The organism is Filifactor alocis ATCC 35896 (assembly GCF_000163895.2).
Classification (GTDB): domain Bacteria; phylum Bacillota; class Clostridia; order Peptostreptococcales; family Filifactoraceae; genus Filifactor; species Filifactor alocis.
Genome location: NC_016630.1, coordinates 584,630 through 610,769, shown reverse-complemented (window position 1 = coordinate 610,769; position 26,140 = coordinate 584,630). Strand labels below are relative to the sequence as shown.

The window sequence follows — 26,140 nt, the reverse complement described above, 5'->3', positions numbered from 1 at the left end:
TCAACGTGTATAAAAGAAATGCATAGTGAGTTGTATCAACATGTGTATCTGATTGCTTAGCACAATCAAGCGGAAATTACTAAGCAAAGACAAGTTTTAACATCTATGGTGTGGTAACCGATGAAATAACATGTATGTTTCTAAAAGATGAAGTAGAATTCCGGATTTTTTCTGAATGGAAAATAAGCAAGTTAATAAAGTTTATAGAATAAAAAGATATTTCATAAAGGGAAAATAAGTGTGATAGAAAAAAGAAAGGAATGAAATGAAGAAATTTACAGAATTTAATATTTCAAAAGAGATTCAAATGGCATTGGAGCAGTTAGGTTTTGAGGAAGCAACTATCATTCAAGAACTGGCGATTCCCATTGCGACAGAAGGGAAAGATTTGATTGGTCAATCTCAAACCGGTACGGGAAAAACGTTTGCTTTCGGAATCCCTATATTAGACAACATATTACAAAATAATAATCATCAGATTCAAGCGTTGGTTATTTGTCCGACGAGAGAGTTGGCAGTCCAAGTTTCTAACGAATTTGATAAATTAACGGCTTTTACTAAAATCAGAAATATTGCTGTCTATGGTGGAGAATATATTGATAAGCAGATAAAAGGATTGAAAAAGAAAGTTCAGATTGTTATCGGAACACCGGGAAGAATATTGGATCACATTGAGAGAAAAACAATAAAGCTGGATCATGTGCGCTTTGTGGTACTGGATGAAGCTGACGAGATGTTGGATATGGGATTCATAGAAGATATTGAAAATATTTTGAGAGAAACAAGTGAAGAACGACAAACGATGTTGTTTTCAGCTACTATGCCTGCAGAGATACTGTCTCTTTCAAAAAAATATTTAAAGAATCCGGAAATGATTCGAGTAAAAAATAAGACAATGACAGTGGATCAAATTGAACAAATTTATATGAAAGTGAAGAATGCAGATAAATCGGAAGTTTTGAGTCGTATTTTGCAACTAGAGAGCTCTAAAAAGGCTATTATTTTTTGTAATACAAAAAAAATGGTGGATGAGTTGGTTGTGGATATGCAAAACAGAGGTTATGCAGTAGAAGCGTTGCATGGTGATTTGAAACAACAAAAAAGAGATATGGTATTGAACCGATTTCGAGAAGGGCAAATCAGTATGTTGATTGCAACAGATGTTGCAGCGAGGGGATTGGATATTCGTGATGTTGATTTGGTAATCAATTATGATTTGCCGATTGAAGAAGAACAGTATGTGCACAGAATCGGTCGTACAGGTCGTGCCGGTGCAAGCGGAAAATCTTACAGTTTTGCATATGGTAGAGATATAGAACGATTGAGAAGGATTGAAAAGTATGCAAAATGTAAGATTAAAGAAGAATCGATTCCTCGTTATGACAAAGTAAAGGAAAAAATTATTCATCAATACATTGAAGGAATTCGAAGTCAAAAAAACAGTGGTGATTTGGATTTTTATTTTAATTTAGTTTCAGAAATGAAACAATCCGGTGTGAATTTGGAAGCTTTTTTGGCAATTATGATGAAAAATACTTTGAATCTTCAAAACAAGGAAAAGATAGATTATCGTGCTTATGAGAGAGATAGGATTAGGGCAATAACCGGACAGAAAAAGGAGAAGAAATCAAAAAAATATTCCAAAGAAAGAGGCATGGTCCGTTTTGAATTGAACATCGGTAGGGTAGATAGAGTAGGGCCTGCAGATATCGTATCTTCTGTTGCAAACCGATGCAAAATTCCGGGAAAGAATATCGGTGCGATTGACATTTTGTCTGATGTAAGTTATTTTGATATCAAGGAAGAATATGCAAAGATAGCAGAAAAACATTTGAAACAAGTAAAAATCAGAGGGAAAAAAGTGACTGCGAAACAAATGAAGTAAATATTTGGAGGAATGTTATTTTGGTTAATTTCGGAAATAAGTGGGACTCTCTGTTGAAAGAGGAGTTTCAAGAAGAGTATTATCAAAAGTTGAGAACATTTTTAATAACAGAGTATAGAACGAAGACGATTTATCCGGATATGTATCATATTTTCGAGGCGATGAAAGCAACTGATTATGATGATGTGAAGGTGGTTATTTTGGGACAGGACCCATACCATGAGCCAAATCAGGCACATGGTATGGCATTTTCTGTGCAACCGGGAGTTCGCATTCCACCGTCACTGTTCAATATTTATAAGGAACTTTCCAGTCAGTTGGGACTTACCATACCGAATCATGGTTATCTGATGAAGTGGGCAAAACAAGGAGTACTTCTCTTAAATGCGGTGCTTACTGTGGAGCGTGGAAAAGCAAATTCACATAAAAACATGGGATGGGAACAATTTACTGACAGAGTGATTCAGTTAGTGAATGCAAAAGAAAAGCCGGTCGTTTTTTTGCTTTGGGGTTCGAATGCGATTGCAAAAGCAAAGATGATTGATACAAAGAAACATCTGGTATTAACTTCACCTCACCCGAGTCCGCTTTCTGCATATCGCGGTTTTTTTGGAAATGGACATTTCCTCACAACGAATGAATTTTTGAAACAAAAATATAGTCAAGTGATTGACTGGCAAATAGATGATATATAAGAGAGCAATGAAAAAACTTCTTAGTAGCAGTTTCTACTAAGAAGTTTTTTGTAAAAAAGATGTTATCTCAGTTTGATAAAAAATTATTTCAATTCACTGCCTGAACTCGAAAGCTTACGATTAATTTTTGTGCTTTGTCATAGATAAGCTTTTTATTTTACGAATTAAAATAGGGCGAATATCATGAGATAGGTACAGGGAACCGCATATGACAAGGATATCTGATTCTTTTAGATTTAAGAATGCTGAATTGACAGCTTCTTCTAAGGAAGAAGCTTGTTTTACATTGTTGCAATACTGTTTTGAAACTTCTGCCAGTTTTTTTGATGAAAGAGCACGAGGATGATTTGGAGATACCGCTATAAAAATATCGGAAAGTGTTGCTGTGTTTTCAAGTATTTTATAAATATTTTTGTCTTTCAGAACGCCCATGATCATTTTGATAGATGTTTTAGGAAAAGTGGCTAAGGTCTTTTTTAATGCAATGGCGCCATCTTCATTATGAGAACCGTCTAAGAGAACTAACGGAGATTCGGAGAGTATCTCCATGCGGGCGGGAATGAAGGTATGTTCAACGCCGTAGCAAATAGACTCTGACGGAAGTGAAAATCCTAACTGATTTAATTCCTTAGAAGCTGTAATTACGACAATAGCATTATACAGTTGTACTTCTCCCAACAATGATTTTTTATAGGAGATTCCTTCATAAGAAAAATCACAAACACCGAAAGAGTTGGTATTAAATTGTAAAGAGGTACAATCAGGTTGTACCAGTTTGCTGTTTACCAGTTTGCATTTTTTTTTCAATATCTGAAGTACTTCTTTTGGTAATTTTGGATAAACAATGGTTGTAGCACTTTTGATGATACCGGACTTTTCTTTTGTAATTTCCTCAATTGTACTTCCGAGAATATTTGTGTGATCTAAGGAAATGGAGGTGATGATTTGTAAGAGTGGAGGAGGAATAATATTGGTAGAGTCTAATGTTCCGCCTAACCCGACTTCCAACAAAACGATATCGCACTTTTGTCTGACGAAGAACTCAAGAGCAATTGCGGTCAATATCTCAAATTGTGTCGGAGGGTCATTATTGATTGTAGATTGTTCGGCACAGTGGTACACATACTCTGCACATTCCAAAAAATGTTCTTCTGAAATCATTTTCATATTTACCTGGATACTTTCACGAAAGTCCAGAATGTAGGGGCTGGTAAACAAACCGGTTTTATATCCGCTGTGGGATAAGATATTTGAAAGCATATAGCAGGTAGAACCTTTCCCGTTTGTACCTGCTACATGTATGAATTTCAATTTATGATGGGGGTTACCCATATGATTTAATAGGCGCTCTATTCGAACAAGACCCAGTTGAATTCCTAATTTTCCAAGTTGTTCAAAATGTGCAATTGTTTCTTGATAGGTCATAAAAACTCCTTTAATACTCTGATATAAGATGTTATAGATAGTAGACTTCTTCCAATCGAGACAGATATGTTTTGATTTCGTTTAATTCTTTCGTTGTTGCCGGAATTCCTGAAAAGTAGAACTGAACAGACTGCGAGTAACTTTCTATCAGTGGTGCTTTTCTGAGAAGTTGTTTGATTGTACCTTCGTTCCCATCTATAAATTGTGTTTTTTTAGAAAAAATTCTTTGGAATGACGGTTTAAAATAGTTAAAATGTGTACAACCCAACACAATAGCGGAATAGTCAACGGCACAGTATTGATTGAGAGCAGTTTTGATGTATTCTTCTACTTCTAAGGAATCGAATTGTTTGAGTTCTGCGAAATGAACCAGTTTCGGTAAAGCGATTAAGTCTGCCTGATGATACTTATCCACTCGATTTAAGAGTTGGCGCAATTTATTTCCTTGAATAGTAATCGGAGTTGCAGCAACTAAAATTCGTTGTTGTTTCTCCGTATAAGTTTCAACGGCTTTTTTTACGGCAGGCTCCATTCCGATGATGGGAAACGGAAACTTATCTCGGTATTCCTTTGTTGCTACACTGCTTGCGGTATTGCACGCAATGACAAGTGCATCTACTTTTTTAGAAATAAAAAAGTTCATAATTTCATCGATAAAAGTTTGGATTTCAAAAACAGACTTTTCACCATAGGGAACATTTTTTCTATCAGCATAGTAGATAAAATTTGCATGCGGAATTATCTTGAGCGCATGGTGGAGGACGGATAGACCTCCAATTCCTGAATCAAAAATACCTATATTCATAGTTTATCCTTCTTTTAAGATATAATAATTAAATTGAACCTTCGGAACAGCTCAAATGTACACAGAGTATTATATCATATTACAACTGTGAGGAACTTTTATTTTGAAAAATAATGTTTATAAAAAGAGCTATTTTTATATAGTAATGCTGACAAAACATATCCTATGTAAAGTAATTTGACAAGTTGAGATGTGAAATGCCAAAATTTAATAAATTTGCCATGAATTCAAATTTGAAAAAATGCACCTCTACTTCTTTCTTCTTAAAATTAGGATGAGGGGATTATGTACTTGATAGAAACTATGAATTACAATTGGAAATAGCCAATGATATTAATTGATTCAAATAGAGGATAGTGTACTTTAAAATTATGACAGATGACAAAAGAACAGATAGTAGTATTATGATTTGAAGAAAAATTTTATTGTATTATATGTAAAGTGCCTATCTTTCATATAAAATAAGAGATAGGCACGGTGTTTTATTAATTAAGCGATTTCTTAGACATCACGGCGGTGTCTTTTTTTGTTAATCAGTGTATTTTTGATATTCCAAAGCTCTTCAGACAAGTCAACCTTATATGGTTCGGGATTGCTAAGACGCAAATATTGTGGCCATAGAGAATTTTTTTCAGAGAACGCATAATCTCTATATTCCAAAACTGTTTTCTTTTTACGAACGCATTTTCCGTCTACAAATAAAGGTTGAAGTAATTCTTTTATATAATAGTTTTTGTAAGTTTTTCTTTTCCAAGTATAAACCGGATGAAAAATTGTTAGAGGTTTAGAAGTATCAACAATTTCATGATTAAGCATAATCAAATCCGCTTCTGCTTTATTATTTTCTTTGTTGTAGATTCTGATAATTTTTTTGTAGCCCGGGTTTGTAATTTTTTCAGGTGATTCTGAAATTTTGATTTTCGGTTTAATCACACCATCTTTTTCCACAGCAACTAATTTGTAGACTCCACCCAAAGATGGCCAGTCACTGGAAGTAATCAATTTGGTTCCGATGCCCCAAGAATCTATTTTCGCTCCTTGCAACTTTAAATCGATTAGTGTATATTCATCCAAGTCATTGGATGCAGTGATTTTTACATTTTCAAATCCGGCTTCATCAAGGCGTTTGCGCACCTCTTTTGATAAGTATTCTAAGTCGCCGGAGTCAATGCGAACTCCTAATGGTTCATGTCCTGCTTTTCTCATTTCTTTAAATACAGTGATTGCATTTGGAAGACCGCTTTCTAATGTATCGTAAGTATCGATTAACAAAATTGTTTTATCAGGATAAGTTTTTGCATAAGAGCGGAATGCTTCAATTTCAGAATCAAATTTTTGAATCCAACTGTGAGCGTGAGTTCCCATGACCGGAACATTGAACAGTTTTCCGGTTAATACATTGGAAGTGCCTTGTGCTCCACCAACGATAGCAGCTTTGGCACCATAGATACCGGCATCCGGACCTTGTGAACGACGCAATCCAAATTCCATTACTACATCATCTTTTGCCACTTGGCAGATTCTTGAACTTTTTGTTGCAATAAGAGATTGAAAATTGATAATACATAAAATTGCCGTTTCAATAAACTGTGCTTCGACCGCTTTTGCTTTTACTCGTAAGAGTGGCTCGTTTGGAAACATGACAGAGCCTTCTTCAACAGCATAAATTTCACCTGTAAATTTAAAGTTTTTCAGATAATCTAAAAAGGCATCATCAAAAGTATTTAAACTTCTAAGATATGCAATATCTTCTTCTTCAAAATGAAGATTTTCAATGTAGTCAATCACTTCATTAATTCCACATACAACAGTATATCCTCCACGACTTGGATTTTGACGGAAAAACACATCAAATATCATAGTTTCTTCATGTGTATTTTCATTAAAATACCCATTCATCATGGTAAGTTGATATAAATCTGTTAAAAGTGTTAAGTTGCGCATAATAGTTTGACACTTCCTTATAAGTATTCTAAAATGTTGAAAATGAACAATTTAAGTCATTATACCAATGTTTGATTAAAAATACAAGGAATTCTCCTGTGGATAAGAGAAATATAATTATCAATTGATAATATTTTATTGTGAACAGAAAGGAGATTTTGCGTTATGCTGGGCTGTTTTGATATAAGGGTACGTATGTAATTTTTGTGAAAATATACAGCAAAAACTGAAGTAAAACTTTTTGGAGAAATATGAAACAGACGAAGAGGTGCATATTAAAATGATATTAGAGAAATTACAATTTGAGAATAAAAACAAGATTCCCATGCATATGCCCGGACATAAAAGGAATCTATCTTTATCGGGAGAAGCTACTTATTTATCAAAATTAGCTGCAGATTGTGATATTACAGAGATAGACGGATTTGATGATTTGCATGATGCAGATGGAATTCTGAAAGATTCTATGAAAAGAGCATCTTATTTGTGGTCTTGTGAAGAAACTCATTATTTAGTCAATGGAAGTACAGTCGGAATATTGTCAGGAATTTATGGAGCAACAAAACCTGGAGATACTATTTTGGTAGCAAGAAATTGTCATAAATCGGTGTACCATGCCATTGAAGTATTTGGATTAAATCCAATTTACTTTTTGCCGGAGATAGATGAATTGACCGGAAGTTGTGCAGAGGTTTCTTATGAGACAGTAGAAAAATTACTATTCAGATATCCTGAAATAAAATTGGTTCTTATAACCAGTCCGACATATGAAGGAATTGTTACTGATATAGAAAAAATTGTGTCAGTTGCACATCAAAAAAATATTCCTGTCATGATTGATGAGGCGCATGGCTCTCACTTGGGATTTGGGTATCAATTCCCAAACAATGCTATTCAAATGGGAGCAGATATTGTGGTGCACAGTTTGCACAAGACACTTCCCAGCTTGACGCAGACAGCGGCTATTCATAGAAACAGTAATCGAATTTCAAAAGAGAGGTTACAAAACGCAATTTCTATTTTTGAAACAAGTAGTCCGTCCTACTTATTATTAGCCTCCATTGACGGATGTGTGGAATTGATGATACGAGAAAAAGAAAAATTATTTTTGAATTGGAGAAACAGGTTAAATTCATTTAAGAAAAGGATTGAAAAGATGCAGAACTTGGTTTTGTTAGAAAATGAAATTAAGAAAAACCGCCAAGTGCTATATGATGACAGTAAAATCGTTATTTCTTGTAAAAATACGAATTTGACCGGGATAGAATTGATGGAACTTCTTCGAAAAAAGTACCATATTGAATTGGAGATGGCATCCATTGATTATGTGGTAGCTATGACGGGAATGGGGGATACAGATGTTTCGATGGAGAAATTTGCAGAAGCTTTGTTAGAAATAGATGAATCATGTGAAAAGCGAAATTTTGAACAAAAATCATTTGCTCAATTTACAATTCCGAGGAAATTTATGAATATCAGAGATATTGCATTGTGTAATAGTGGATTTGTTACACTTGAAAAACTTTGTTCGGAAAATGTTTCGGCAGAGTATATTTGGGCATACCCTCCGGGAATTCCGCTTATTGTTCCGGGGGAACATTTTGACGATGTGTTAATTTCGAATATGATACACTATCAAAAGAGTGGAATTTCACTAAAAAGCAGCACCGGAAGATTCCCAAATGAGATTTGTGTGGTTGAACTATTGAAAAATGATAGAATTTAAGGTAGAATGAATACAATATGTGTTATGAAATATGTGATAGGAAATAAATAAAGGGGTATCGGTCATGAAAAGAATTCAAACATTAAGTACAAGAAATTTAAGACAAAGTATGATGAATGGTGGATGTGGAGAATGTCAGACATCTTGCCAATCTGCTTGCAAAACATCTTGCGGGGTAGCAAATCAACCTTGTGAAAGCACAAGAGTGAGTAGAATCAAGACATTAAACACAAGAAATTTAAGACAAAGCATGATGAATGGCGGATGTGGAGAATGTAAGACTTCTTGCCAATCTGCTTGTAAAACATCCTGTGGAGTAGCAAATCAACCTTGTGAACAACATTAATATTGTTTCATACAGAGTTGTATTATGTAATCACCGGCATTTTACCATGAGACAAGAGCCGGTGGTTTTTATTTGTAGTTAAGAGGGGGAGACATGATACATCAATATAAATTGAATGGCTATAATATTGTGATTGATACCTACAGCGGTTCAGTGCATGCAGTAGATGAAGTAGCATATGATATTATTGAATTATATGAGAAAAATGAAAGAGAAACTATTGTCGATACACTGTTACAAAAATATGCTCATTTAGATTTATCCAGGGAAGAGATTGAAGATTGTATAGAGGATATTGAATATTTGAAAGAAGCAGGCCAATTATTTTCTGATGATATCTACCAAAACGCAGTATTGAAAATGAAATCAGGCAGTGTGATAAAAGCGATGTGCCTTCATGTTGCACATACCTGCAACCTTGCGTGTGATTACTGTTTTGCAAAACAAGGAAAGTATCACGGCAAAGATGGATTGATGTCATTTGAGGTTGGAAAAAAAGCGTTAGATTTTCTGATTGAACATTCAGGGACAAGAACCAATTTAGAAGTGGATTTCTTTGGGGGGGAACCCTTGATGAATTGGGAAGTTGTGAAGCAGTTGGTTGCATATGGACGAAGTCAGGAAAAAGAGAAAAAAAAGAAGTTTCGTTTTACGCTGACAACAAACGGTGTGTTGTTAGATGATGAAATTATTGAGTTTGCGAATAAAGAGATGTACAACGTGGTGTTGTCATTGGATGGACGAAAAGAAATCCATGACCGTTTTCGAAAGAATCTTGCCGGAAAAGGAAGTTATGATTTGATTGTTCCTAAATTTCAAAAATTCACAAAAAGTAGAAATGATGCGGGGTATTATGTTCGTGGAACTTATACTCATCATAATGTCGATTTTACAGAAGATATTTTTCATATGTCAGATTTGGGTTTTACACAATTAAGCATGGAACCGGTGGTGTCTTCTCCACAAGATGGTTTGTTGGATTCCTCTGCATTAACAGAAGAAGATTTACCGAAACTGTTTGAACAGTATGAAATCTTAGCAAAAGAGATGATTAAGAGGAATCGAGAAGGCAGAGGATTTGAATTTTACCATTATATGATTGATTTGGAAAATGGACCGTGTGTCTATAAAAGAATTTCCGGTTGTGGTTCCGGAACAGAGTATTTAGCTGTAACACCATGGGGTGAGTTGTATCCATGTCATCAATTTGTAAATGATCCGGATTATTGTTTAGGAAATTTAGATGATGGAATTTTGAAACCTGAATTGGTAGAGGAGTTTGGGAGATGTAATATTTACAGTCGAGAGGAATGTGAAGATTGTTGGGCAAAATTATATTGTTCAGGAGGATGTGCGGCCAATTCTTATCATGCTACAGGGAGCATTACAGGAGTATATGATTACGGATGTAAGCTGTTTAAAAAGAGAATAGAATGTGCAATCATGATGAAGGTAGCAGAGCAAGATGAAGTTTTAGAATAATTAAGTTAAGGCACGACAATGATTGATAAGAAATATATTAGATAAAAATAAAAAGAGCAATTAAGGACGGTATGTCTTTGAATTGCTCTTTTATTTTAAAGTTAAAATGATTTTTAAAAAATGTTATCATTTAAAAATACAAATTTTTAATAAAAGTATATTTTGTTGTTAATAAAAAACATTGGTTACTAATTTACTATTTTATTTCATCTCATTAATCATCTTATCTATACCGGAGGGAATAGATTTGTACCATAACATTTACAAGAGATTGATTTTTGAATGATTTGTGTTATAATTTAACTGTATTTCGCTGTCTTTTGTGACAGAAAATTGTGTAATAGAACTAAAATTATTTTGAAGCATAAAAACAATCGTTGCATGAAATTGACGATGGGAGGAATTTTTTTGATACTATCAGGGAAAGAAATTTTTCGAAGATTGGGAGAAGACATTGTAATTGAGCCGTTTGAATCGTCTCGTTTGAATCCGAACAGTTATAATTTGAGATTGCATAATGAGTTGTTGGTATATGAAGACGATATTTTGGATATGAAAAAGAAAAATGCGTTCAAAAGGATTATTATACCGGAAGAAGGATTGTTGTTAGAGCCAAATAAACTTTATTTGGGAAGAACGATTGAGTTTACCGAAACAAAAAATTTGGTACCAATGTTGGAAGGACGTTCATCTGTCGGAAGATTGGGTCTGTCTATTCACATTACTGCCGGTTTCGGTGATGTTGGATTCAAAGGATTTTGGACATTGGAAATTCATTCTATTCATCCGATTAAGATATATCCGAATGTAGAAATTTGTCAAATTTATTATCATACGATTTGTGGAGAATATGAAAATTATGCAAGTGGAAAATATCAAGGAAATCAAGATATCCAACCGAGCTTGCTATACAAAGATTTTGAAAAATAGTGGATAAAACAAGAAAAGGAGATTTGATATGAAAGTATTTAATATTCAAATGAACATCGATCAACACAATCCAAATAATAACTATGCTACCGCAGAGCGTTGGATTAGAAAGGCTCATGAAGAAGGTGCGGATGTAGTTGTATTACCGGAATTGTGGAATACAGCGTTTCATATGAGTGAAAAATTATTTGAATTGGCAGATAAAGATGGTGTGCGAACAAAACAGTTTTTTTCAAGCTTATCAAAAGAACTTCATATTAATATTGTAGGAGGTTCCGTTACGGTATTAGAGGACGAAAAAATATATAATCGTTGTTATGTGTATGACAGAGAAGGAAGTCAGATAGCAGAGTATGATAAAGTTCACTTGTTCTCTTTTTCCGGAGAAGAAAATTATTTTGCAAAAGGAGACAAAGTAGGATTCTTTGAGTTAGACGGTAGAAAATGTGGGATTATTATTTGTTATGATATTCGATTCCCTGAATGGGTGAGACTATATGCCTTGAGTGATGTAGAAGTGTTGTTCTGTGTTTCCGAATGGCCGATTAAACGAATTCCTCATTGGAAAGCTCTGACCCAAACAAGAGCGATTGAAAACCAACTGTTCTTAGTAGGATGTAACTTTGCATCTTTGACAACGAAAGGAAAGTTTGCCGGAGAATCTGCAATTTTTGATCCTTGGGGAGTAAATATTGCTAATCATTTGGAAGAGGATGGATTGGTATACGGAGAAATTGATTTTGATAAGTTAAAGGAAATTCGTACTACCTTGAATGTTTATCAAGACAGAAGAACAAGTTTATATGATATTTCATTTAAGTAAAAATTGAAGTTGTTTGAAAAAAAGAACAAAATGTAATTTTTAATTGTTTGTCATCTGTATTTACGATATAATAATTGGAGAAAATTGTACTTTTTGAAATAAAGTGTAAATTTAACTTGGAGGTAGATTATGCAGAGTGCACAATATAAGAGAGTGCTGTTAAAACTGAGTGGAGAGGCATTAGCCGGAGAAAAAGGTGTTGGAATTGACAACACGGTTGTTTCCAATATTGCAAAATCAGTAAAGACATTGACTGAAAGAGGTATTCAAGTTGCTATTGTTGTAGGAGGAGGAAATATTTTTAGAGGTCGTAGCGGAGAGGGAATGGACCGCACTACAGCAGATCATATGGGGATGTTAGCGACAGTTATCAATTCATTGGCAATGCGTTCTGCTTTGGAGAATATCGGAGTGGATACAAGAGTGCAAACGGCGATTGAAATGCAGGCAATGGCAGAGGTGTACATCCGCTTGAGAGCAATGAGACATTTGGAAAAGGGAAGAGTTGTAATTTTCGGCGCGGGAACAGGGAATCCTTATTTTTCAACGGATACTGCAGCAGCATTAAGAGCAGCTGAAATTGATGCAGAAGTAATTCTATTGGCAAAAAAAGTAGATGGTGTGTACGATGACGATCCGATTACCAATCCAAATGCAAAAAAATTTGATCACTTGACTTATATTGATGTTTTACAAAAAAATTTGAAAGTAATGGATTCTACAGCAACATCATTGTGTATGGATAACAATATTCCTATTCGAGTATTTTCTTTGGAGGATCCTGAGAATATTATTAGAGTAGTAGATGGAGAAAAAATAGGAACAATAGTAGAAGGAGAATAAGTATGAAATTAGAAGTGCATATTGAATTAGAAGATAAGATGACCAAAACAATTTCTGTTTTGAAAGAAGAATTGAGTGTGATTAGGGCGGGAAGAGCAAATCCTGCTATGTTAGACAAGATTTCTGTAGATTATTATGGAAGTCAGACACCGTTGAAACAAATGGCAGGAATTTCTTCTCCTGATCCGAGAACCATTGTGATTCAGCCTTGGGATAAAACAGCATTGAAAGAAATTGAAAAGGCGATTCTGGCATCTGATTTGGGATTCAATCCTTCCAATGATGGGGAAGTGATTCGTATCAATATTCCTCAGTTGACAGAAGAAAGAAGAAAAGAATTGGTGAAATTGGTTTCGAAAACAGGAGAGCAATCAAAAGTAGCTCTTAGAAATGCAAGAAGAGATACGAATGACAAAATTAAAAAAATAGAAAAAGACGGTGAATTGGGCGAAGACGATGCAAAAAAAGCATTAGATGAGGTACAACATATTATTGATAAATACACAAAAGAAATTGATTCCGTTGTAGCAAAAAAAGAAGCGGAAATTATGGAAATATAATATGTTACAATATCGGCAATTGATTGGGAAATCTTTAGAAGAGGCAGTTGTTATTTTGGAAGAGCAGAAGATACCTTATGATGTTCTGAGGACACAAGGAAAAAAAGATAAGGAGCTCTTGAAAGAGCCTTATGTTGTCGCCGTTCGAGAAACAAACAAGATACAGATAATTGTAAGTAATTTTTTGACAACAATAGACAGGTAAGGATATAAGTAGTTCTTTGATAGTAATAAAAAATCAAGGGCTACTTATTTCTGCATTATTAGGATTTTGAGAGGGTAGTTATGTTAGATCAATTAGATAGAGAATATATGCCGACCCATGTTGGAATTATTATGGACGGAAACGGAAGATGGGCAAAGAAGAGAATGATGCCACGAAATTTTGGACATAAACAGGGAGTAGAGACATTAAAGAAAATTACCGAGGAGTGTAGCAACTTAGGAATAAAATATTTGACAGTGTATGCATTTTCTACAGAAAATTGGAAACGTTCGGGTTTAGAAATTTCAGGAATTATGAATTTGTTGGTAGACTATTTAGCTAAGGAGTTAAGAAATCTGCATGAGAAAAATGTAAAATTGATGACAATCGGAGACATTGAAAAATTACCGAAAGCAGCATATAACAAATTGGTAGAATCAAAAGAATTCACAAAAGATAATACCGGATTGGTATTAACGGTAGCATTAAATTATGGAAGCAGGAGAGATATTTCTCACGCAATCAAAAAAATTATTTTGTCAGATAGAGAAAGTCCAATTGATTTAGATAAGGTAGATGATACCTTTTTGAGAGATTTTTTAGATACCGCTTTTTTACCCGATCCTGATTTGATTATACGTCCAAGTGGTGAACAACGTTTATCGAATTTTTTGATGTGGGAGGCAGCGTACACAGAATTTTGGTATTCAGATATCAATTGGCCCGATTTCAAAAAAGAAGATTTACACCGAGCTTTGCATGATTTTCAAAATCGAAATCGACGCTATGGAGGAACAAAATAATATAGCTTATTTTTACAATAAAATTCTTGTTTTATGAGTCAAAAAGGCATAAGATGTAGAAGGTACTATATTTCAAAAATTCAATTCTTTATAAAGAAAGAGGAGTAATTTAGATATGTTGGTTAGACTTTTGTCAGCTTTAGTTTTGATTCCTTTCTTACTATTCAGTGTACATTGCGGTGGAATCTATTTGTTTATTTTCTTATGTGGTGCATCTTTGATAGGACTATATGAAATGACTCGTGTCTTTCAAAAAAAAGGATATCGTGTATTAGAAAAAGAGTTATATTTTTTCACTTTTCTGACATATATTTTATTGTTTTCAAAAGAAGAAATAGGGAAAAATTATAATATGATACCCTTCCTTTTCTTGACGGGTGCTGTTTATATGATTCAAAAAAGATTTAGTGTAGAAGAGTTAGGATTGAACATTTTATCGTATGTTTATATTCCTATCTCACTCAGTTATGTTTTTAAAGTGGAACAATTCACCCATTCTTATGTGTGGTTCATTTTTATCTTGGCATATGCAACAGACACATTTGCTTATTTCAGCGGAAAGTTGTTCGGAAAACATAAACTGATTCCAAAAATCAGTCCGAATAAGACAATAGAAGGTGCAATCGGAGGAATAATAGGTGCAGTAATTTCTTGTGAGATATATTTATTTTATTTGGGAGAAACAAAATATGTTATTCCGATAATTGCAGTGGCAATTGTGGGAAGTATATTATCTCAATTAGGAGATTTGTTTGCTTCCTCTATTAAACGGTTATTTGATGTAAAAGACTATGGAAAATTAATTCCCGGTCATGGAGGAGTGTTAGATCGTATTGACAGTGTTTTGTTTACAGCACCTTTTGTGTATTATGCTTTTGTTTTGATTGAACTTTTTATAAAATAGAATAAAAGGGTATGATATTGTAGAAGTTATACAAAATTTTTTCAAAAAACCTAAATTTATAGGCTTTGTTTTGGAATAAAATACTTTATGAAAATAAAAATACAATAAAGTATAGATAGGAGGAATCAATGGGAATTTTTCATACAATAATAGCGTTGTTGATTTTCGGCTTTTTGGTTTTCATACATGAATTAGGACATTTTATTGTTGCTAAGAAGAACGATGTCAGAGTATATGAATTCGCAATAGGAATGGGACCGAGTTTATTCAAAAAAACATATCATGATACAATCTATTCCATCAACTGTATTCCTATGGGTGGATTTGTAAGAATGAGTCCTTTTGAGGATGACGGAGAAGAAGTTTGCTTACCTGAAGAGGATTTTAACAATAAAAGACCGATGCAAAAAATTGCTGTGGCTTTGGCAGGACCGGTGATGAATATTATTTTTGCCGTGATTGCATTTTGTTTATTTATCGGAATTGTCGGATATGAAAAAAATATGGTAGATCAAGTACTGCCGAATTATCCGGCATATCAATCGGGGATTTCTGAAGGGGATACTATTGTTTCTGTAAATGGTGTAGCTACAAAAGAATGGGAAGACATCATGAAAGAGCTTTCCAAGGTAGAGAAAAATTCTGTCATTGTGATAGATATTCTCACAAAAGAACAAGAGGAAAAGACTGTAGAAATGGTTCCTATCTTCAAGGAAGGACGTTATATGATAGGAATTACGCCTAAAATAGAACATCGACTGATTCCGTCTGTTAAGAGAGGGTTTGCTATGACTCTATCGATAGGAACAGAGATGTTGGTCTTTCTGAAGCAACTGTTCACCGGAAGAGCAGATACAAATGATTTAGCCGGACCAATCGGCATTATTCAAGTGGTATCGCATACCGCGAAAGTAGGTTCGGAATATTTGTTGTATATTACAGGGATAATTAGTTTGAATTTAGGTATTTTGAATTTATTACCGATTCCGGCATTGGATGGAAGCAGAATTTTAATTTCCGTCATTGAGATTTTAAGAAGAGGAAAAAAATTGTCTTTGAAATGGGAGAATAGAATTAATTTAGCAGGATTTGCATTTTTGTTAGGGCTTATGATTTTGGTAACATACAAAGATATTGTGCGTATATTTTTTAAGGGATAAAAAGATAGGGGAATACTGATGATGAATCGAAAAAACACAAGAGCGGTTAATGTCGGAGGCGTTATAGTAGGCGGCAATTATCCTATTGTGATTCAATCAATGACAAATACACCAACAGAAGATGTTGCTCAGACAGTAAATCAAATATTGGAGTTAGAACGAGAAGGCTGTCAAATTGTGAGATTGGCGATTCCGACTCAAGAAGCTGCAATAGCAGTAAAAGAAATTAAAAAAAAGGTAAATATTCCTTTAGTTGCCGATATTCATTTTAATCATATTTTAGCTTTAGAAGTGATGAAAAATGGGATTGATGCCTTGAGAATCAATCCCGGAAATATCGGAGGAGAAGAAAAGGTAAAAGCTGTTATTAAGATGGCAAAAGAGAAGAAGATTCCAATTCGAATAGGAGTGAACGGAGGATCTTTGGATAAGAAGGTGTTGTCAGAAGATCGTACAGTAGTAGAATCTATGATTCAAAGTGCATTGGAGCATATCTCTATTTTAGAAAAGATGGACTTTTATGATATTGTAGTATCGCTAAAAGCAAGTGATATTTTTCGTTCGATAGAGGCATATACTCGTTTTTCTGAAATTTCTTCTTATCCTCTTCATTTAGGAATTACAGAATCCGGAGGAGTGAGAAGCGGAGCTGTAAAATCTGCCATTGGAATTGGAAGTTTATTGATGAACGGGATAGGGGATACCATTCGTGTATCGTTGACTGCAAATCCTGTGGAAGAGGTCATTATAGCAAAGGATATTTTGAAATCTTTGGACTTGTATGATAAGGATATTAAGATTATTTCTTGTCCTACCTGCGGAAGAACCAAGATTGATTTGATACCTTTGGCGGAACGAATTGAAAAGGCGGTAAAAGATATTCATAAACCAATCACATTGGCAATTATGGGTTGTGCGGTAAATGGACCGGGAGAAGCAAGAGAAGCAGATATTGGGATAGCCGGAGGAATTGGAGAGGCAATTTTATTTAAAAAGGGAGAAGTTGTTCGGAAGATTAAAGAAGCGGATATCGAGGTGGAGCTTCTCAAAGAAATTGAAAAAATGTAGCGGATATCCTTGTCGATGAATATTGTTGACAAGGATTAGTTCCGTTCAACAAAGTGAAAGCGGACCGGTAATCGTATCGTTGTTATTGAAGAGTAAATAGTAAAGTAAGAAAAAGAAAAGAGAGAAAAATGGAAGTAAAATCTTTTTTTGGAGAACATCATTTAAATGTCACTCATATAAAATATTTGAAAAAAAGCAGAACAGTAGTGTTTTTTTTAGAGCTGATGCATTTTTTGACGGAATCAGAAATAGAGAAGTATGAACAAGACCTATCAGAGTTATTGCAAGGTTATGTTGTTGTTTTGTCCGTACGATATTCAAATATTATAAAAAATGAAGAATTTTGGACAAACTATCAGTCAAATGTGAAAGAGTACCTCTTTAGAAAATATCCATCATTAAATGGGATGAAAACCAATGTCACCATTGAGATAGATTCAGAGCAAAAAAAATTATATTGTTGTGTTTCTCAGACATTTTTACATAATAACTTAAAGAATAACAAGTTAGATATGGTATTGGCTGAAAAAATACAGAGAGAATTGGGAATTGTAATGGAGGTGTCATTCATTTGCAACTGTTCGGAATACGCAATTGAACATTATCAAAAGCAACAAGAAGATTATTTGGAACAATTTATTCAAACGATGGAAACAAAGATTGCGGAAGCACCGAAAGAACAAAAAACAATGGAAGCTGTTTGTATGTACGGGAAAAATTTTTCAGGAGAAGCGGTTCCGCTCAAAACGATTCGCCAGGCGGTGGAGAAGATAATTTTGGAAGGAAAGGTATTTGCATTTGATAAAAGACAGATGAAAAATCAAAAATACTTGTACCTCTTTAATATTACCGATCAAACAGATTCCATTAGTTGCAAATTATTTTTAAAAGAAGATAACTTACAATTATCTGACGGAGATTTTGTAAAAATATTAGGGAATGTGACTTATGATACCTATGCACAGGAATTGGTTGTGATGGTTTCTTCCATGATGCCGAGCAAAGAAGAAAAGCGGTTCGATAACTGTGAGAGGAAGAGAGTAGAGTTACATGCACACACATCAATGTCATCTATGGAAGGGTTGTTGAGTGCAAAAGAATTGTTGGGAGCGGCAAAGGAATTTGGTCATAAAGCAATAGCGATTACTGATGATGCGGTGGTTCAAGCATTTCCGGATGCAATGGGAAGTGCAAAAAAAACAGGAATTAAAGTACTTTATGGAGTAGAGGGTCATCTTGTTGATGATATGTCCAATATCTTAAAGGAGTTTAATGACAAAGATTTGAATCAGGAGTTTGTGGTATTCGATATTGAAACAACAGGTTTTTCCAGCATTAATGATGCGATTATCGAAATCGGTGCTGTTAAAATAAAAAATAGAGAAATTATAGACAGGTTCAGTGAATTTGTAAATCCGAAAAGAGAAATTCCTTATCATATTACAGAATTGACTTCTATTACAAATGAAATGGTGTGCAATGAAGATACAATAGAGGAAGTTTTACCGAGGTTTATGGAATTTAGCAAAGACAGTGTCTTTGTAGCACATAACAGTGATTTTGATACTTCATTTATTAAAGAAAATTGCAAAAGACTGGATTTGCTTTATGATAGAATTGCGATAGACACGGTGGAATTGTCTCGAGCTTTGTTGACAGATTTGAAAAGACACAAGTTGAATGTGGTAGCTAAGAAATTGGGAATCTCCTTAGAAAATCACCATAGAGCGGTAGATGACGCGGAAGCAACAGCACAAATCTTTTTGAAATTTTTGACAATGATAGAGGAGTGCGGTGTTACGACATTAGCAGAAGTAAATCAAAAAATTACAAAGACAAATATTGATACCATTCGAGATAAATCAATTACCATTTTTGCTCAGAATTTAGTTGGGTTAAAGAACTTATACAAACTGATTTCCTTTTCACACATCAAGCATTTTTATCGTATCCCACGCATTTTAAAGAGTGAATTGGTTGAGCATAGAGAAGGATTGTTAATTGGTACAGGCGGAGAGAACGGAGAAATCTTTGGAGGAGTAAGAGAAGAAGTTGAACGAGGCGTTGATCCTTCCGTAGTGGACGAAAAAATAAAATTTTATGATTTTGCGGAAGTTATGCCTGTTAGCACCTATCGTAGTTTTTTCAGTGCAAGATTTGATATGAATGAGACTGATTTGAGAAGAATCAATCAGAGAATTTATGATGCTGCAACTCAAGCGGGAATTATGACAGTTGCTGTTGGAAATGTACATTATTTGAATCCGGAAGATGGAATTTATCGTCATATTTTGCGTTACGGACAAAAGAAAAAAGATGATAGAATAGATCAAGCTCTTTATTATCGGACAACACAAGAAATGTTGGATGAGTTTGAGTATCTGGGGAAAGAGGTTGCTTACGAGATTGTTGTGAAAAATACCAATGATTTCGCTGATTTGATTGAAGAGATGTTACCTGTTCCCGAGGGGACATTTCCGCCTGAGATAGAAGGTGCAAAAGAAGATCTTAGAGAGATGTGTTACGAGAAGGCAAAACGGATTTATGGGAATCCTCTACCTGAAATAGTTGAAAAGAGACTGGATAGAGAGTTGAGTTCTATCATTGGGAACGGATATGCTGTAATGTATATCATTGCTCAAAAATTAGTGACGAAATCTTTGAGAGACGGATATTTGGTAGGTTCAAGAGGATCAGTCGGTTCTTCTTTTGCTGCAACAATGAGTGATATTACAGAGGTGAACCCGTTGCCTCCACACTACATTTGTGAAAATGAAGATTGCAAGTACTCGGAATTTATGGAGAGTGGAGCATTTGGTTCAGGAGTAGATATGCCGAATAAACTGTGTCCTTGTTGTGGCAGAGAATTGAAAAAAGACGGCTTTGATATTCCTTTTGAAGTATTTTTGGGATTTGAAGGAGATAAAGAACCTGATATTGATTTGAACTTTGCCGGAGAATATCAACCGAACGCACATAAGTTTGTAGAAGATTTATTCGGAGAAGGCTATGTGTTTCGTGCCGGAACAATTGGAACAGTTGCGGAAAAAACAGCATATGGATATGTTGTCAAGTATTTGGAAGAGAATAATTTGGTTGCAAATAATGCTGAAAAGCAGCGGTTACAGTTAGGATGCACAGGAATTAAAAGAACTTCCGGACAGCATCCGGGCGGTGTCATGGTTTGTCCTAAGAACAAAGATATCTATGATTTTACACCGGTACAATATCCTGCAAATGATACAAAATGCGGAGTGATTACAACACATTTTGATTATCATTCTATCAGTGGCCGTATTTTGAAATTGGATATTCTCGGACACGATGTTCCTTCCATCATTAGACACTTAGAAGATATGACAAACGTTGTAGCAACAGAAATTCCGTTGGATGATGAAAGAGTTATGTCGATATTTACTTCTACTGATGCAATTGATTGCGATTTATCTCAGATACAATGTGAGACGGGGACATTAGGAATTCCGGAGTTTGGAACAAGATTTGTACAACACATGTTGATGGACACGAATCCTCATACATTTGCGGAATTAATACGTATTTCCGGTTTATCCCATGGAACGGATGTATGGGTTAATAATGCTCAAGATTTGGTAAGAAGTAACACCGTTACCTTAAAAGATGTTATTTCTACAAGGGACGATATTATGAATTATCTGATTCAAGAAGGTTTGCCTTCTAAAATGTCTTTTAAGATTATGGAGAATGTTCGTAAAGGAAAAGGACTTACAGAAGAACAGGAAGAATGTATGATAAGTCATCAAGTCCCGAATTGGTATATTACTTCTTGTAAAAAAATTAAGTATATGTTTCCAAAGGCACATGCGGTGGCTTATGTGATGATGTCATTTAGAATTGCATACTTTAAGGTGTATCACAAAGAAGCATTTTATGCGGCTTGTTTCAGCACAAAGGTGGATAACTTTGATGTGGATTTGATTTGTAGAGGAAAAGAAGCGGTTATGATGGCATACCAAGAATTAAAACAAAAAGAAAATAATTTAACAGCAAAAGAGATGGGATTTATTACCGTTTTGGAATTAGCATATGAGATGCATCAAAGAGGTGTGAAGATGAATCATGTAGATATCTATAAGTCGGATTCCAAAAAATTTTATGTGCTTGACAATGAAATCTTACCACCGTTGCTCAGTATTCCGGGCTTGGGACTCACGGTTGCGGAAAAAATCAAAGAAGAGGCCGGCAAGTCAGAATTTATTTCTTTAGAAGATTTTAGGATACGAACCAAGGCGAGTAAAACGGTAATTGAAACTTTGAGGAATCATGGTTGTTTACAGGGATTGCCTGAAACGAACCAACTTTCTCTTTTTTAAGAGAGTTCGATGTGATAAATACAAAACAACAAAAATATGGAGGCATTGGTATGAGTAAAGAAATTAAAAGAGAAATTTTTGAATGGATAAAAGTAATCATCATTGCAGGAGTGTTAGCATTGATTATTACACATTTTGTAAGACCTACGATAGTGAAAGGAGAGTCAATGGTTCCCACGCTATATCCAAATGATTATCTTATTATGAATCGATTAGCATATAAAAATAAACCGGTAGAATATTTGGATGTTGTGGTATTTCATTCCAAGCTTTCATTAGACGGAGAATCTTCTAAAAAGAAAAAAGATTTGGTAAAGCGCGTCATCGGATTACCCGGAGATATCATCGAAGTAAAAGACGGTATGGTTTATCGAAATGGAGAGGAACTGAATGAACCTTATATCAATGATGGAATAACTGATCGTGATATAATGGTCGTTGTACCCCAAAACCAGTATTTTGTAATGGGGGACAATCGGTTGAACAGTAGTGATAGTAGGGATGATCGAGTAGGAATGATTTCAAAAGAAAATATTATAGGGAAAGTGACATTACGATTATTTCCTTTTAGCAAAATTACAACAGACTTTTTACCGGAATAAAAGGTGATTTTATCAACCGTTCAAAATCTGTAGGATTCTTTTTATGCAGAATAGGACAGAGTTTGTTGAAAAATAGGGGAGATAGGATATGAATATTCAACGAAAAAAGAAATTAGAACAATTATGGGAAATTCGACAGTATCAAAATACAGAAAATATGCCGTTGGCAGCAAAAGTGAATAATAATTTATATCCTCTATCATATGAGGTGGAAGAAGAGGCAGAGATTACTTTTTTAGATATTACAGATAATGATGGAAGAAGAATCTATATGACATCTTTGACTTTTTTGTTTACCCGTGCAGCAAGAGAAATATTGGACGGGGCTATTGTAATTGTTAAACATTCTTTGCAAAATGGAATTTATTTTGATATAGAATATAAAGAAACATTGAAGAGTACTCATGTTCGCTTGATTGAAAAACGAATGAGACAGCTGGTAGAAGAAAATGTTTTGATTGAGAGGATTTCTTATACAAGGGAAGAGGCTATTAAGCGTTTGCAAGAGGATAAATTATCATCTAATAACAGTCAATTGTTACGGTATAAAGATTCTTGTATGACGCATATTTATCGATGTGGATGGCTTCAGGACTATTATTATGGTTATATGGTACCGTCTACAGGATATCTGAAGGTGTTCTATTTACATTTGTATAACCATGGAATTGTTTTGTTAGGACCGTCCGAAAAAAATCCAAATAAACCTACCGGCTTTATTCCTCAACCCAAATTGTTTCAAGTATATAAAAACGCATCTGAGTGGGGAAAAATAATGGGCATCAGCAATGTTCATGAATGGAATTGTGCCATTCAAAGTGGTGAATACAGAGAGATTGTTCGAGTTACAGAAGCGGCACACGAAAAGAAAATTTGTGAAATTGCAGATATGATTTTGAACAACCGGGAAAAAGGTAGAATTATTTTGATAGCAGGTCCATCCAGTTCCGGAAAAACCAGTTTTGCACATCGTTTGGAATTACAGTTAAAAGTAAATGGACTGTCTCCGATTACTATTTCTATGGATAATTATTTTGTAGATCGAGAAGAAACACCATTAGATGAGCATGGAGAACCGGACTTTGAAACAGTGGATGCCGTTGATATTACATTATTCAATCGTCAAATGGCAGAAATTATTGCAGGTGAAGAAGTGGTTTTGCCTACTTTTGATTTTGTAACAGGAAAAAAATATTTTGATCCAACGAACAAAATACAAGTGGAAGAAAAACAGCCCATTATTTTGGAGGGAATTCACGGGTTGAATCCAAAATTGACCAACCAAATTCCGGACGGAAATAAATTTAGAATTTACGTCAGTCCATTAACGCAGATGAATTTGGACAGCCATAATAAAATTTCCACATCAGATCTTCGTTTGATTCGTAGAATGGCACGAGATACTCAAACGCGGGGAAAGACTCCGCAGGCTGTTATTGAAGCATTTGATAAACTGAAAAAAGCTGAACAAAAGTATATTTTTCCGTATCAAGAAAACGCTGATGTTATGTTTAACTCTGCACTCATCTATGAATTGTCAGTTTTGAAAAAATTTGTATATCCTATGCTGCAGAGTATTGATTGTAACAGTGAAGTATATAGTGAAACTCGTAGATTGGAAAAGTTTTTACAGTTTTTTGATGAGATGGAATTGGAAATAGATATTCCGCCGACATCTTTAGTAAGAGAGTTTATAGGTGGTTCTACACTCGTATAGGAGATATCACTGTCTCTATTCAATAATTTATAACAATGGAAAAGTAGTCTTGTATAAGATAGTTTTGGAAATTAAATTAATGGTTAAGCGGAATCTGATAGAATAAATGCAGCTTGCATTTAAGAGAACTTTTTTATAAAAAAGCACAAGATTGCATTTGGTTTTCCGACAATCATGTAGAAGGTAATGAATATTGAATATACAAAAATATGAGATAGGCATTTCCTATCTCATATTTTATAGCACAATTGATTATTAATGGTTATTCATATTTTGATATATACGAAATAGTTGCTTTATTTCTTGTATCAATCACAATAGTCTTGTTGTTTGAAACAAGGATGTTTCACTGTGCAAGGATATTTTTCAAAGAATGAATCAACTTTTGGTTGTCTTCCGGTAGTAAAGTGCATATACGGAAAAATTTCTTATCCAATGTTTCGAAACTTGCACAGTTTCGAATTGCTAAAGCATCAGGAATAAGTTTGTCGTAAAGGTAATCAGCATCGAACTTGTCTGAAATAATTTCGCAGAGAATGAAGTTACCGTAGGAAGGATATACTTTCAGTTGTTCAAATGAAGACAGTTCGGTTATCAAATAGTTACGCTCTGTGCATATCTTTTGGTAAGTTTCTGCAATATAATCCGTATCCGTAAACATTTTTTCGCCCATCATAGTGGCAATGATATTGATATTCCATAGGTCAGTATGTGATTTGAAAAAATCCAATACTTTTTCATCTGAGCAAAGTCCATATCCAAGACGAATCCCGGGAGTGGAAAAGAATTTACTGGTTCCTCGTACGACAAATAGTTTTTTGTACTTTGTTGTTAAAGGTGCAGAGGAGTATTTATTTTTATCGGTAAATTCAATATAAGTTTCGTCAATCATCACATAACAAGATGTATGTTCCATAAGATAGGAAATATCATCTTGTGAAAAGATACTTCCTGTGGGATTGTTTGGATTACATAAAATAAGAATATCTGCTTGTTTTTCATTAGTTTTTTTTATAAGTTCTGAGGTATCTCCTTGAAAACAATTCTCTTTTTTTAAGGAGTATGAAAAGATGGTGTTTCCTTCAATTTTGTTTAATTCAGATTTGTATTCTGAGTAAGCAGGAATCATAACCATCGAATGTTTCGGATTTACAAATTGAATGAATTTGGAAATAAGTCCTGTTGCACCCTCTCCCAGGATAATATGAGCTGTGTCAGCTTTCGAGTAAGAAGAAATTGCCTGTTTGAGTTTAATATATTCCGAATCCGGATAAATAGATACGTTTTCAAGGTGTTCTTTGACATAGTCCAATGCTTTTTTACTTGCTCCGAACGGGTTGATGTTGGAACTGAAATCACGAATATCTTTTACGTTGAAATGGTATTTTTCAGCTAATTCAAAGAGATTGGCTCCATGTTTATTTTTTTTCATATTTATAGCCTCCTAAGTGACGGTTAGAGTATTTTGTTCGATGTGCTATCTTTAGTAAAATATGCTTCTAAGAAGAGCTCTATATCTAAGTAGTATTGATCCGTTTTTTTCCAGAAGATGCATGGGATTCCGACGAAGTGTCCATCTCTTGCAGGTTTTAATGCGTCTTGTTCATCTCGAATTGTCAAAAAAATTTTTAAGTTTTCCATAGATTCCAAAATTTCTACAAAGGAAAACGGGATATTATTTGTATTTAAAAAGTCAATCGTCGGTGGACAATCCGGACATTTCATACTTCCGTACAATATGACTGTGTTCATAGTAAGCTCCTATTCGTTTTATATTTTAGTGAAGTGAGTTAAGATATTCCTCACGGTATTATTTGCTACATAACACATACATTTTATTTCAAATTACAGTTAATGTAAAGAAT

General features: G+C 34.4%; 22 protein-coding genes and 1 pseudogene. 18 read left to right on the top strand and 5 right to left on the bottom strand.

Annotation, left to right across the window (positions count from 1 at the left end; genetic code table 11):
- Positions 1-265: 265 nt before the first annotated feature.
- Positions 266-1,885: a DEAD/DEAH box helicase gene (locus tag HMPREF0389_RS02695; protein ID WP_014262195.1), complete on the top strand. Its 1,620-nt coding sequence runs from the start codon at positions 266-268 to the stop codon at positions 1,883-1,885.
- Positions 1,886-1,905: 20 nt separating this feature from the next.
- Entirely contained in the window at positions 1,906-2,580 is a 675-nt protein-coding gene (gene ung, locus HMPREF0389_RS02690) for a uracil-DNA glycosylase (RefSeq protein ID WP_014262194.1), read from the top strand.
- Between the two features lie 120 nt (positions 2,581-2,700).
- Here ung and HMPREF0389_RS02685 read toward each other — a convergent pair whose 3' ends face one another.
- The 3 genes from HMPREF0389_RS02685 to HMPREF0389_RS02675 form a co-directional block, all read right to left on the bottom strand.
- Positions 2,701-4,005, bottom strand: a complete 1,305-nt coding sequence (locus HMPREF0389_RS02685; protein ID WP_014262193.1) for a bifunctional folylpolyglutamate synthase/dihydrofolate synthase — start codon at positions 4,003-4,005, stop codon at positions 2,701-2,703.
- A gap of 31 nt (positions 4,006-4,036) precedes the next feature.
- The gene (gene murI / locus HMPREF0389_RS02680; RefSeq protein WP_014262192.1) at positions 4,037-4,810 is read right to left on the bottom strand and encodes a glutamate racemase; all 774 of its coding nucleotides are present in this window, start codon (positions 4,808-4,810) and stop codon (positions 4,037-4,039) included.
- 501 nt (positions 4,811-5,311) lie between these two features.
- On the bottom strand, positions 5,312-6,754 hold the full coding sequence (locus tag HMPREF0389_RS02675; RefSeq protein ID WP_014262191.1) for a nicotinate phosphoribosyltransferase: 1,443 nt from the start codon (positions 6,752-6,754) through the stop codon (positions 5,312-5,314).
- A 241-nt stretch (positions 6,755-6,995) separates the two neighbouring features.
- Here HMPREF0389_RS02675 and HMPREF0389_RS02670 point away from each other — a divergent pair, with 241 nt between their 5' ends.
- From HMPREF0389_RS02670 to HMPREF0389_RS02600, 16 genes and pseudogenes are all read left to right on the top strand, one after another.
- Positions 6,996-8,480, top strand: a complete 1,485-nt coding sequence (locus HMPREF0389_RS02670) for an aminotransferase class I/II-fold pyridoxal phosphate-dependent enzyme (RefSeq protein ID WP_156775230.1) — start codon at positions 6,996-6,998, stop codon at positions 8,478-8,480.
- A 64-nt stretch (positions 8,481-8,544) separates the two neighbouring features.
- Positions 8,545-8,679 (top strand): annotated as a pseudogene (gene scfA, locus HMPREF0389_RS09310) (six-cysteine ranthipeptide SCIFF); the annotation flags it as partial.
- Positions 8,680-8,694: 15 nt separating this feature from the next.
- The gene (gene scfA / locus HMPREF0389_RS09305) at positions 8,695-8,826 is read left to right on the top strand and encodes a six-cysteine ranthipeptide SCIFF (protein ID WP_456297491.1); all 132 of its coding nucleotides are present in this window, start codon (positions 8,695-8,697) and stop codon (positions 8,824-8,826) included.
- 93 nt (positions 8,827-8,919) lie between these two features.
- On the top strand, positions 8,920-10,308 hold the full coding sequence (gene scfB, locus HMPREF0389_RS02660) for a thioether cross-link-forming SCIFF peptide maturase (protein WP_014262188.1): 1,389 nt from the start codon (positions 8,920-8,922) through the stop codon (positions 10,306-10,308).
- 408 nt (positions 10,309-10,716) lie between these two features.
- A complete protein-coding gene (gene dcd, locus HMPREF0389_RS02655; RefSeq protein ID WP_041250767.1) occupies positions 10,717-11,238 on the top strand; it encodes a dCTP deaminase in 522 nt (173 codons plus the stop codon).
- A gap of 28 nt (positions 11,239-11,266) precedes the next feature.
- Positions 11,267-12,061 (top strand): carbon-nitrogen family hydrolase, encoded by a 795-nt coding sequence (locus HMPREF0389_RS02650; protein ID WP_014262186.1) that lies wholly within the window; start codon positions 11,267-11,269, stop codon positions 12,059-12,061.
- 129 nt (positions 12,062-12,190) lie between these two features.
- Positions 12,191-12,904, top strand: coding sequence for a UMP kinase (gene pyrH, locus HMPREF0389_RS02645; RefSeq protein WP_014262185.1), 714 nt, complete (start codon positions 12,191-12,193; stop codon positions 12,902-12,904).
- Between the two features lie 2 nt (positions 12,905-12,906).
- Positions 12,907-13,464, top strand: coding sequence for a ribosome recycling factor (gene frr / locus HMPREF0389_RS02640; RefSeq protein WP_014262184.1), 558 nt, complete (start codon positions 12,907-12,909; stop codon positions 13,462-13,464).
- Between the two features lies 1 nt (position 13,465).
- Complete coding sequence (locus HMPREF0389_RS02635; RefSeq protein WP_014262183.1) at positions 13,466-13,669, top strand: hypothetical protein; 204 nt, start codon at positions 13,466-13,468, stop codon at positions 13,667-13,669.
- 80 nt (positions 13,670-13,749) lie between these two features.
- Positions 13,750-14,472, top strand: coding sequence for an isoprenyl transferase (locus HMPREF0389_RS02630; protein ID WP_014262182.1), 723 nt, complete (start codon positions 13,750-13,752; stop codon positions 14,470-14,472).
- A gap of 115 nt (positions 14,473-14,587) precedes the next feature.
- Positions 14,588-15,376: a phosphatidate cytidylyltransferase gene (locus tag HMPREF0389_RS02625; RefSeq protein ID WP_014262181.1), complete on the top strand. Its 789-nt coding sequence runs from the start codon at positions 14,588-14,590 to the stop codon at positions 15,374-15,376.
- 128 nt (positions 15,377-15,504) lie between these two features.
- Positions 15,505-16,536: a M50 family metallopeptidase gene (locus tag HMPREF0389_RS02620; RefSeq protein ID WP_014262180.1), complete on the top strand. Its 1,032-nt coding sequence runs from the start codon at positions 15,505-15,507 to the stop codon at positions 16,534-16,536.
- Positions 16,537-16,554: 18 nt separating this feature from the next.
- Positions 16,555-17,604, top strand: coding sequence for a flavodoxin-dependent (E)-4-hydroxy-3-methylbut-2-enyl-diphosphate synthase (gene ispG / locus HMPREF0389_RS02615; RefSeq protein WP_014262179.1), 1,050 nt, complete (start codon positions 16,555-16,557; stop codon positions 17,602-17,604).
- A gap of 128 nt (positions 17,605-17,732) precedes the next feature.
- Positions 17,733-21,956, top strand: coding sequence for a PolC-type DNA polymerase III (locus HMPREF0389_RS02610; RefSeq protein ID WP_014262178.1), 4,224 nt, complete (start codon positions 17,733-17,735; stop codon positions 21,954-21,956).
- 50 nt (positions 21,957-22,006) lie between these two features.
- Positions 22,007-22,558: a signal peptidase I gene (lepB, locus tag HMPREF0389_RS02605; RefSeq protein ID WP_014262177.1), complete on the top strand. Its 552-nt coding sequence runs from the start codon at positions 22,007-22,009 to the stop codon at positions 22,556-22,558.
- Between the two features lie 88 nt (positions 22,559-22,646).
- The gene (locus tag HMPREF0389_RS02600) at positions 22,647-24,275 is read left to right on the top strand and encodes a nucleoside kinase (protein ID WP_014262176.1); all 1,629 of its coding nucleotides are present in this window, start codon (positions 22,647-22,649) and stop codon (positions 24,273-24,275) included.
- A gap of 346 nt (positions 24,276-24,621) precedes the next feature.
- Here the strand turns inward: HMPREF0389_RS02600 and HMPREF0389_RS02595 are convergent, their stop codons facing one another.
- Together HMPREF0389_RS02595 and HMPREF0389_RS02590 are read right to left on the bottom strand one after the other, a co-directional pair.
- Positions 24,622-25,707 (bottom strand): pyridoxal phosphate-dependent aminotransferase, encoded by a 1,086-nt coding sequence (locus HMPREF0389_RS02595; protein WP_014262175.1) that lies wholly within the window; start codon positions 25,705-25,707, stop codon positions 24,622-24,624.
- Between the two features lie 23 nt (positions 25,708-25,730).
- Positions 25,731-26,027 carry a glutaredoxin domain-containing protein gene (locus tag HMPREF0389_RS02590; protein WP_014262174.1) on the bottom strand — a complete coding sequence of 99 codons (297 nt, stop codon included), beginning with the start codon at positions 26,025-26,027 and terminating at the stop codon, positions 25,731-25,733.
- Between the last annotated feature and the right edge of the window lie 113 nt (positions 26,028-26,140).

Bases quoted from the DNA above. Each gene is read 5' to 3' on its own strand.
- HMPREF0389_RS02695 (WP_014262195.1), top strand. From the start codon at position 266: ATGAAGAAATTTACAGAATTTAATATTTCAAAAGAGATTCAAATGGCA.
- HMPREF0389_RS02685 (WP_014262193.1), bottom strand. From the start codon at position 4,005: ATGACCTATCAAGAAACAATTGCACATTTTGAACAACTTGGAAAATTA.
- murI (WP_014262192.1), bottom strand. From the start codon at position 4,810: ATGAATATAGGTATTTTTGATTCAGGAATTGGAGGTCTATCCGTCCTC.
- HMPREF0389_RS02675 (WP_014262191.1), bottom strand. From the start codon at position 6,754: ATGCGCAACTTAACACTTTTAACAGATTTATATCAACTTACCATGATG.
- scfB (WP_014262188.1), top strand. From the start codon at position 8,920: ATGATACATCAATATAAATTGAATGGCTATAATATTGTGATTGATACC.
- HMPREF0389_RS02650 (WP_014262186.1), top strand. From the start codon at position 11,267: ATGAAAGTATTTAATATTCAAATGAACATCGATCAACACAATCCAAAT.
- pyrH (WP_014262185.1), top strand. From the start codon at position 12,191: ATGCAGAGTGCACAATATAAGAGAGTGCTGTTAAAACTGAGTGGAGAG.
- frr (WP_014262184.1), top strand. From the start codon at position 12,907: ATGAAATTAGAAGTGCATATTGAATTAGAAGATAAGATGACCAAAACA.
- HMPREF0389_RS02635 (WP_014262183.1), top strand. From the start codon at position 13,466: ATGTTACAATATCGGCAATTGATTGGGAAATCTTTAGAAGAGGCAGTT.
- HMPREF0389_RS02630 (WP_014262182.1), top strand. From the start codon at position 13,750: ATGTTAGATCAATTAGATAGAGAATATATGCCGACCCATGTTGGAATT.
- HMPREF0389_RS02625 (WP_014262181.1), top strand. From the start codon at position 14,588: ATGTTGGTTAGACTTTTGTCAGCTTTAGTTTTGATTCCTTTCTTACTA.
- HMPREF0389_RS02620 (WP_014262180.1), top strand. From the start codon at position 15,505: ATGGGAATTTTTCATACAATAATAGCGTTGTTGATTTTCGGCTTTTTG.
- ispG (WP_014262179.1), top strand. From the start codon at position 16,555: ATGATGAATCGAAAAAACACAAGAGCGGTTAATGTCGGAGGCGTTATA.
- HMPREF0389_RS02610 (WP_014262178.1), top strand. From the start codon at position 17,733: ATGGAAGTAAAATCTTTTTTTGGAGAACATCATTTAAATGTCACTCAT.
- lepB (WP_014262177.1), top strand. From the start codon at position 22,007: ATGAGTAAAGAAATTAAAAGAGAAATTTTTGAATGGATAAAAGTAATC.
- HMPREF0389_RS02600 (WP_014262176.1), top strand. From the start codon at position 22,647: ATGAATATTCAACGAAAAAAGAAATTAGAACAATTATGGGAAATTCGA.
- HMPREF0389_RS02595 (WP_014262175.1), bottom strand. From the start codon at position 25,707: ATGAAAAAAAATAAACATGGAGCCAATCTCTTTGAATTAGCTGAAAAA.
- HMPREF0389_RS02590 (WP_014262174.1), bottom strand. From the start codon at position 26,027: ATGAACACAGTCATATTGTACGGAAGTATGAAATGTCCGGATTGTCCA.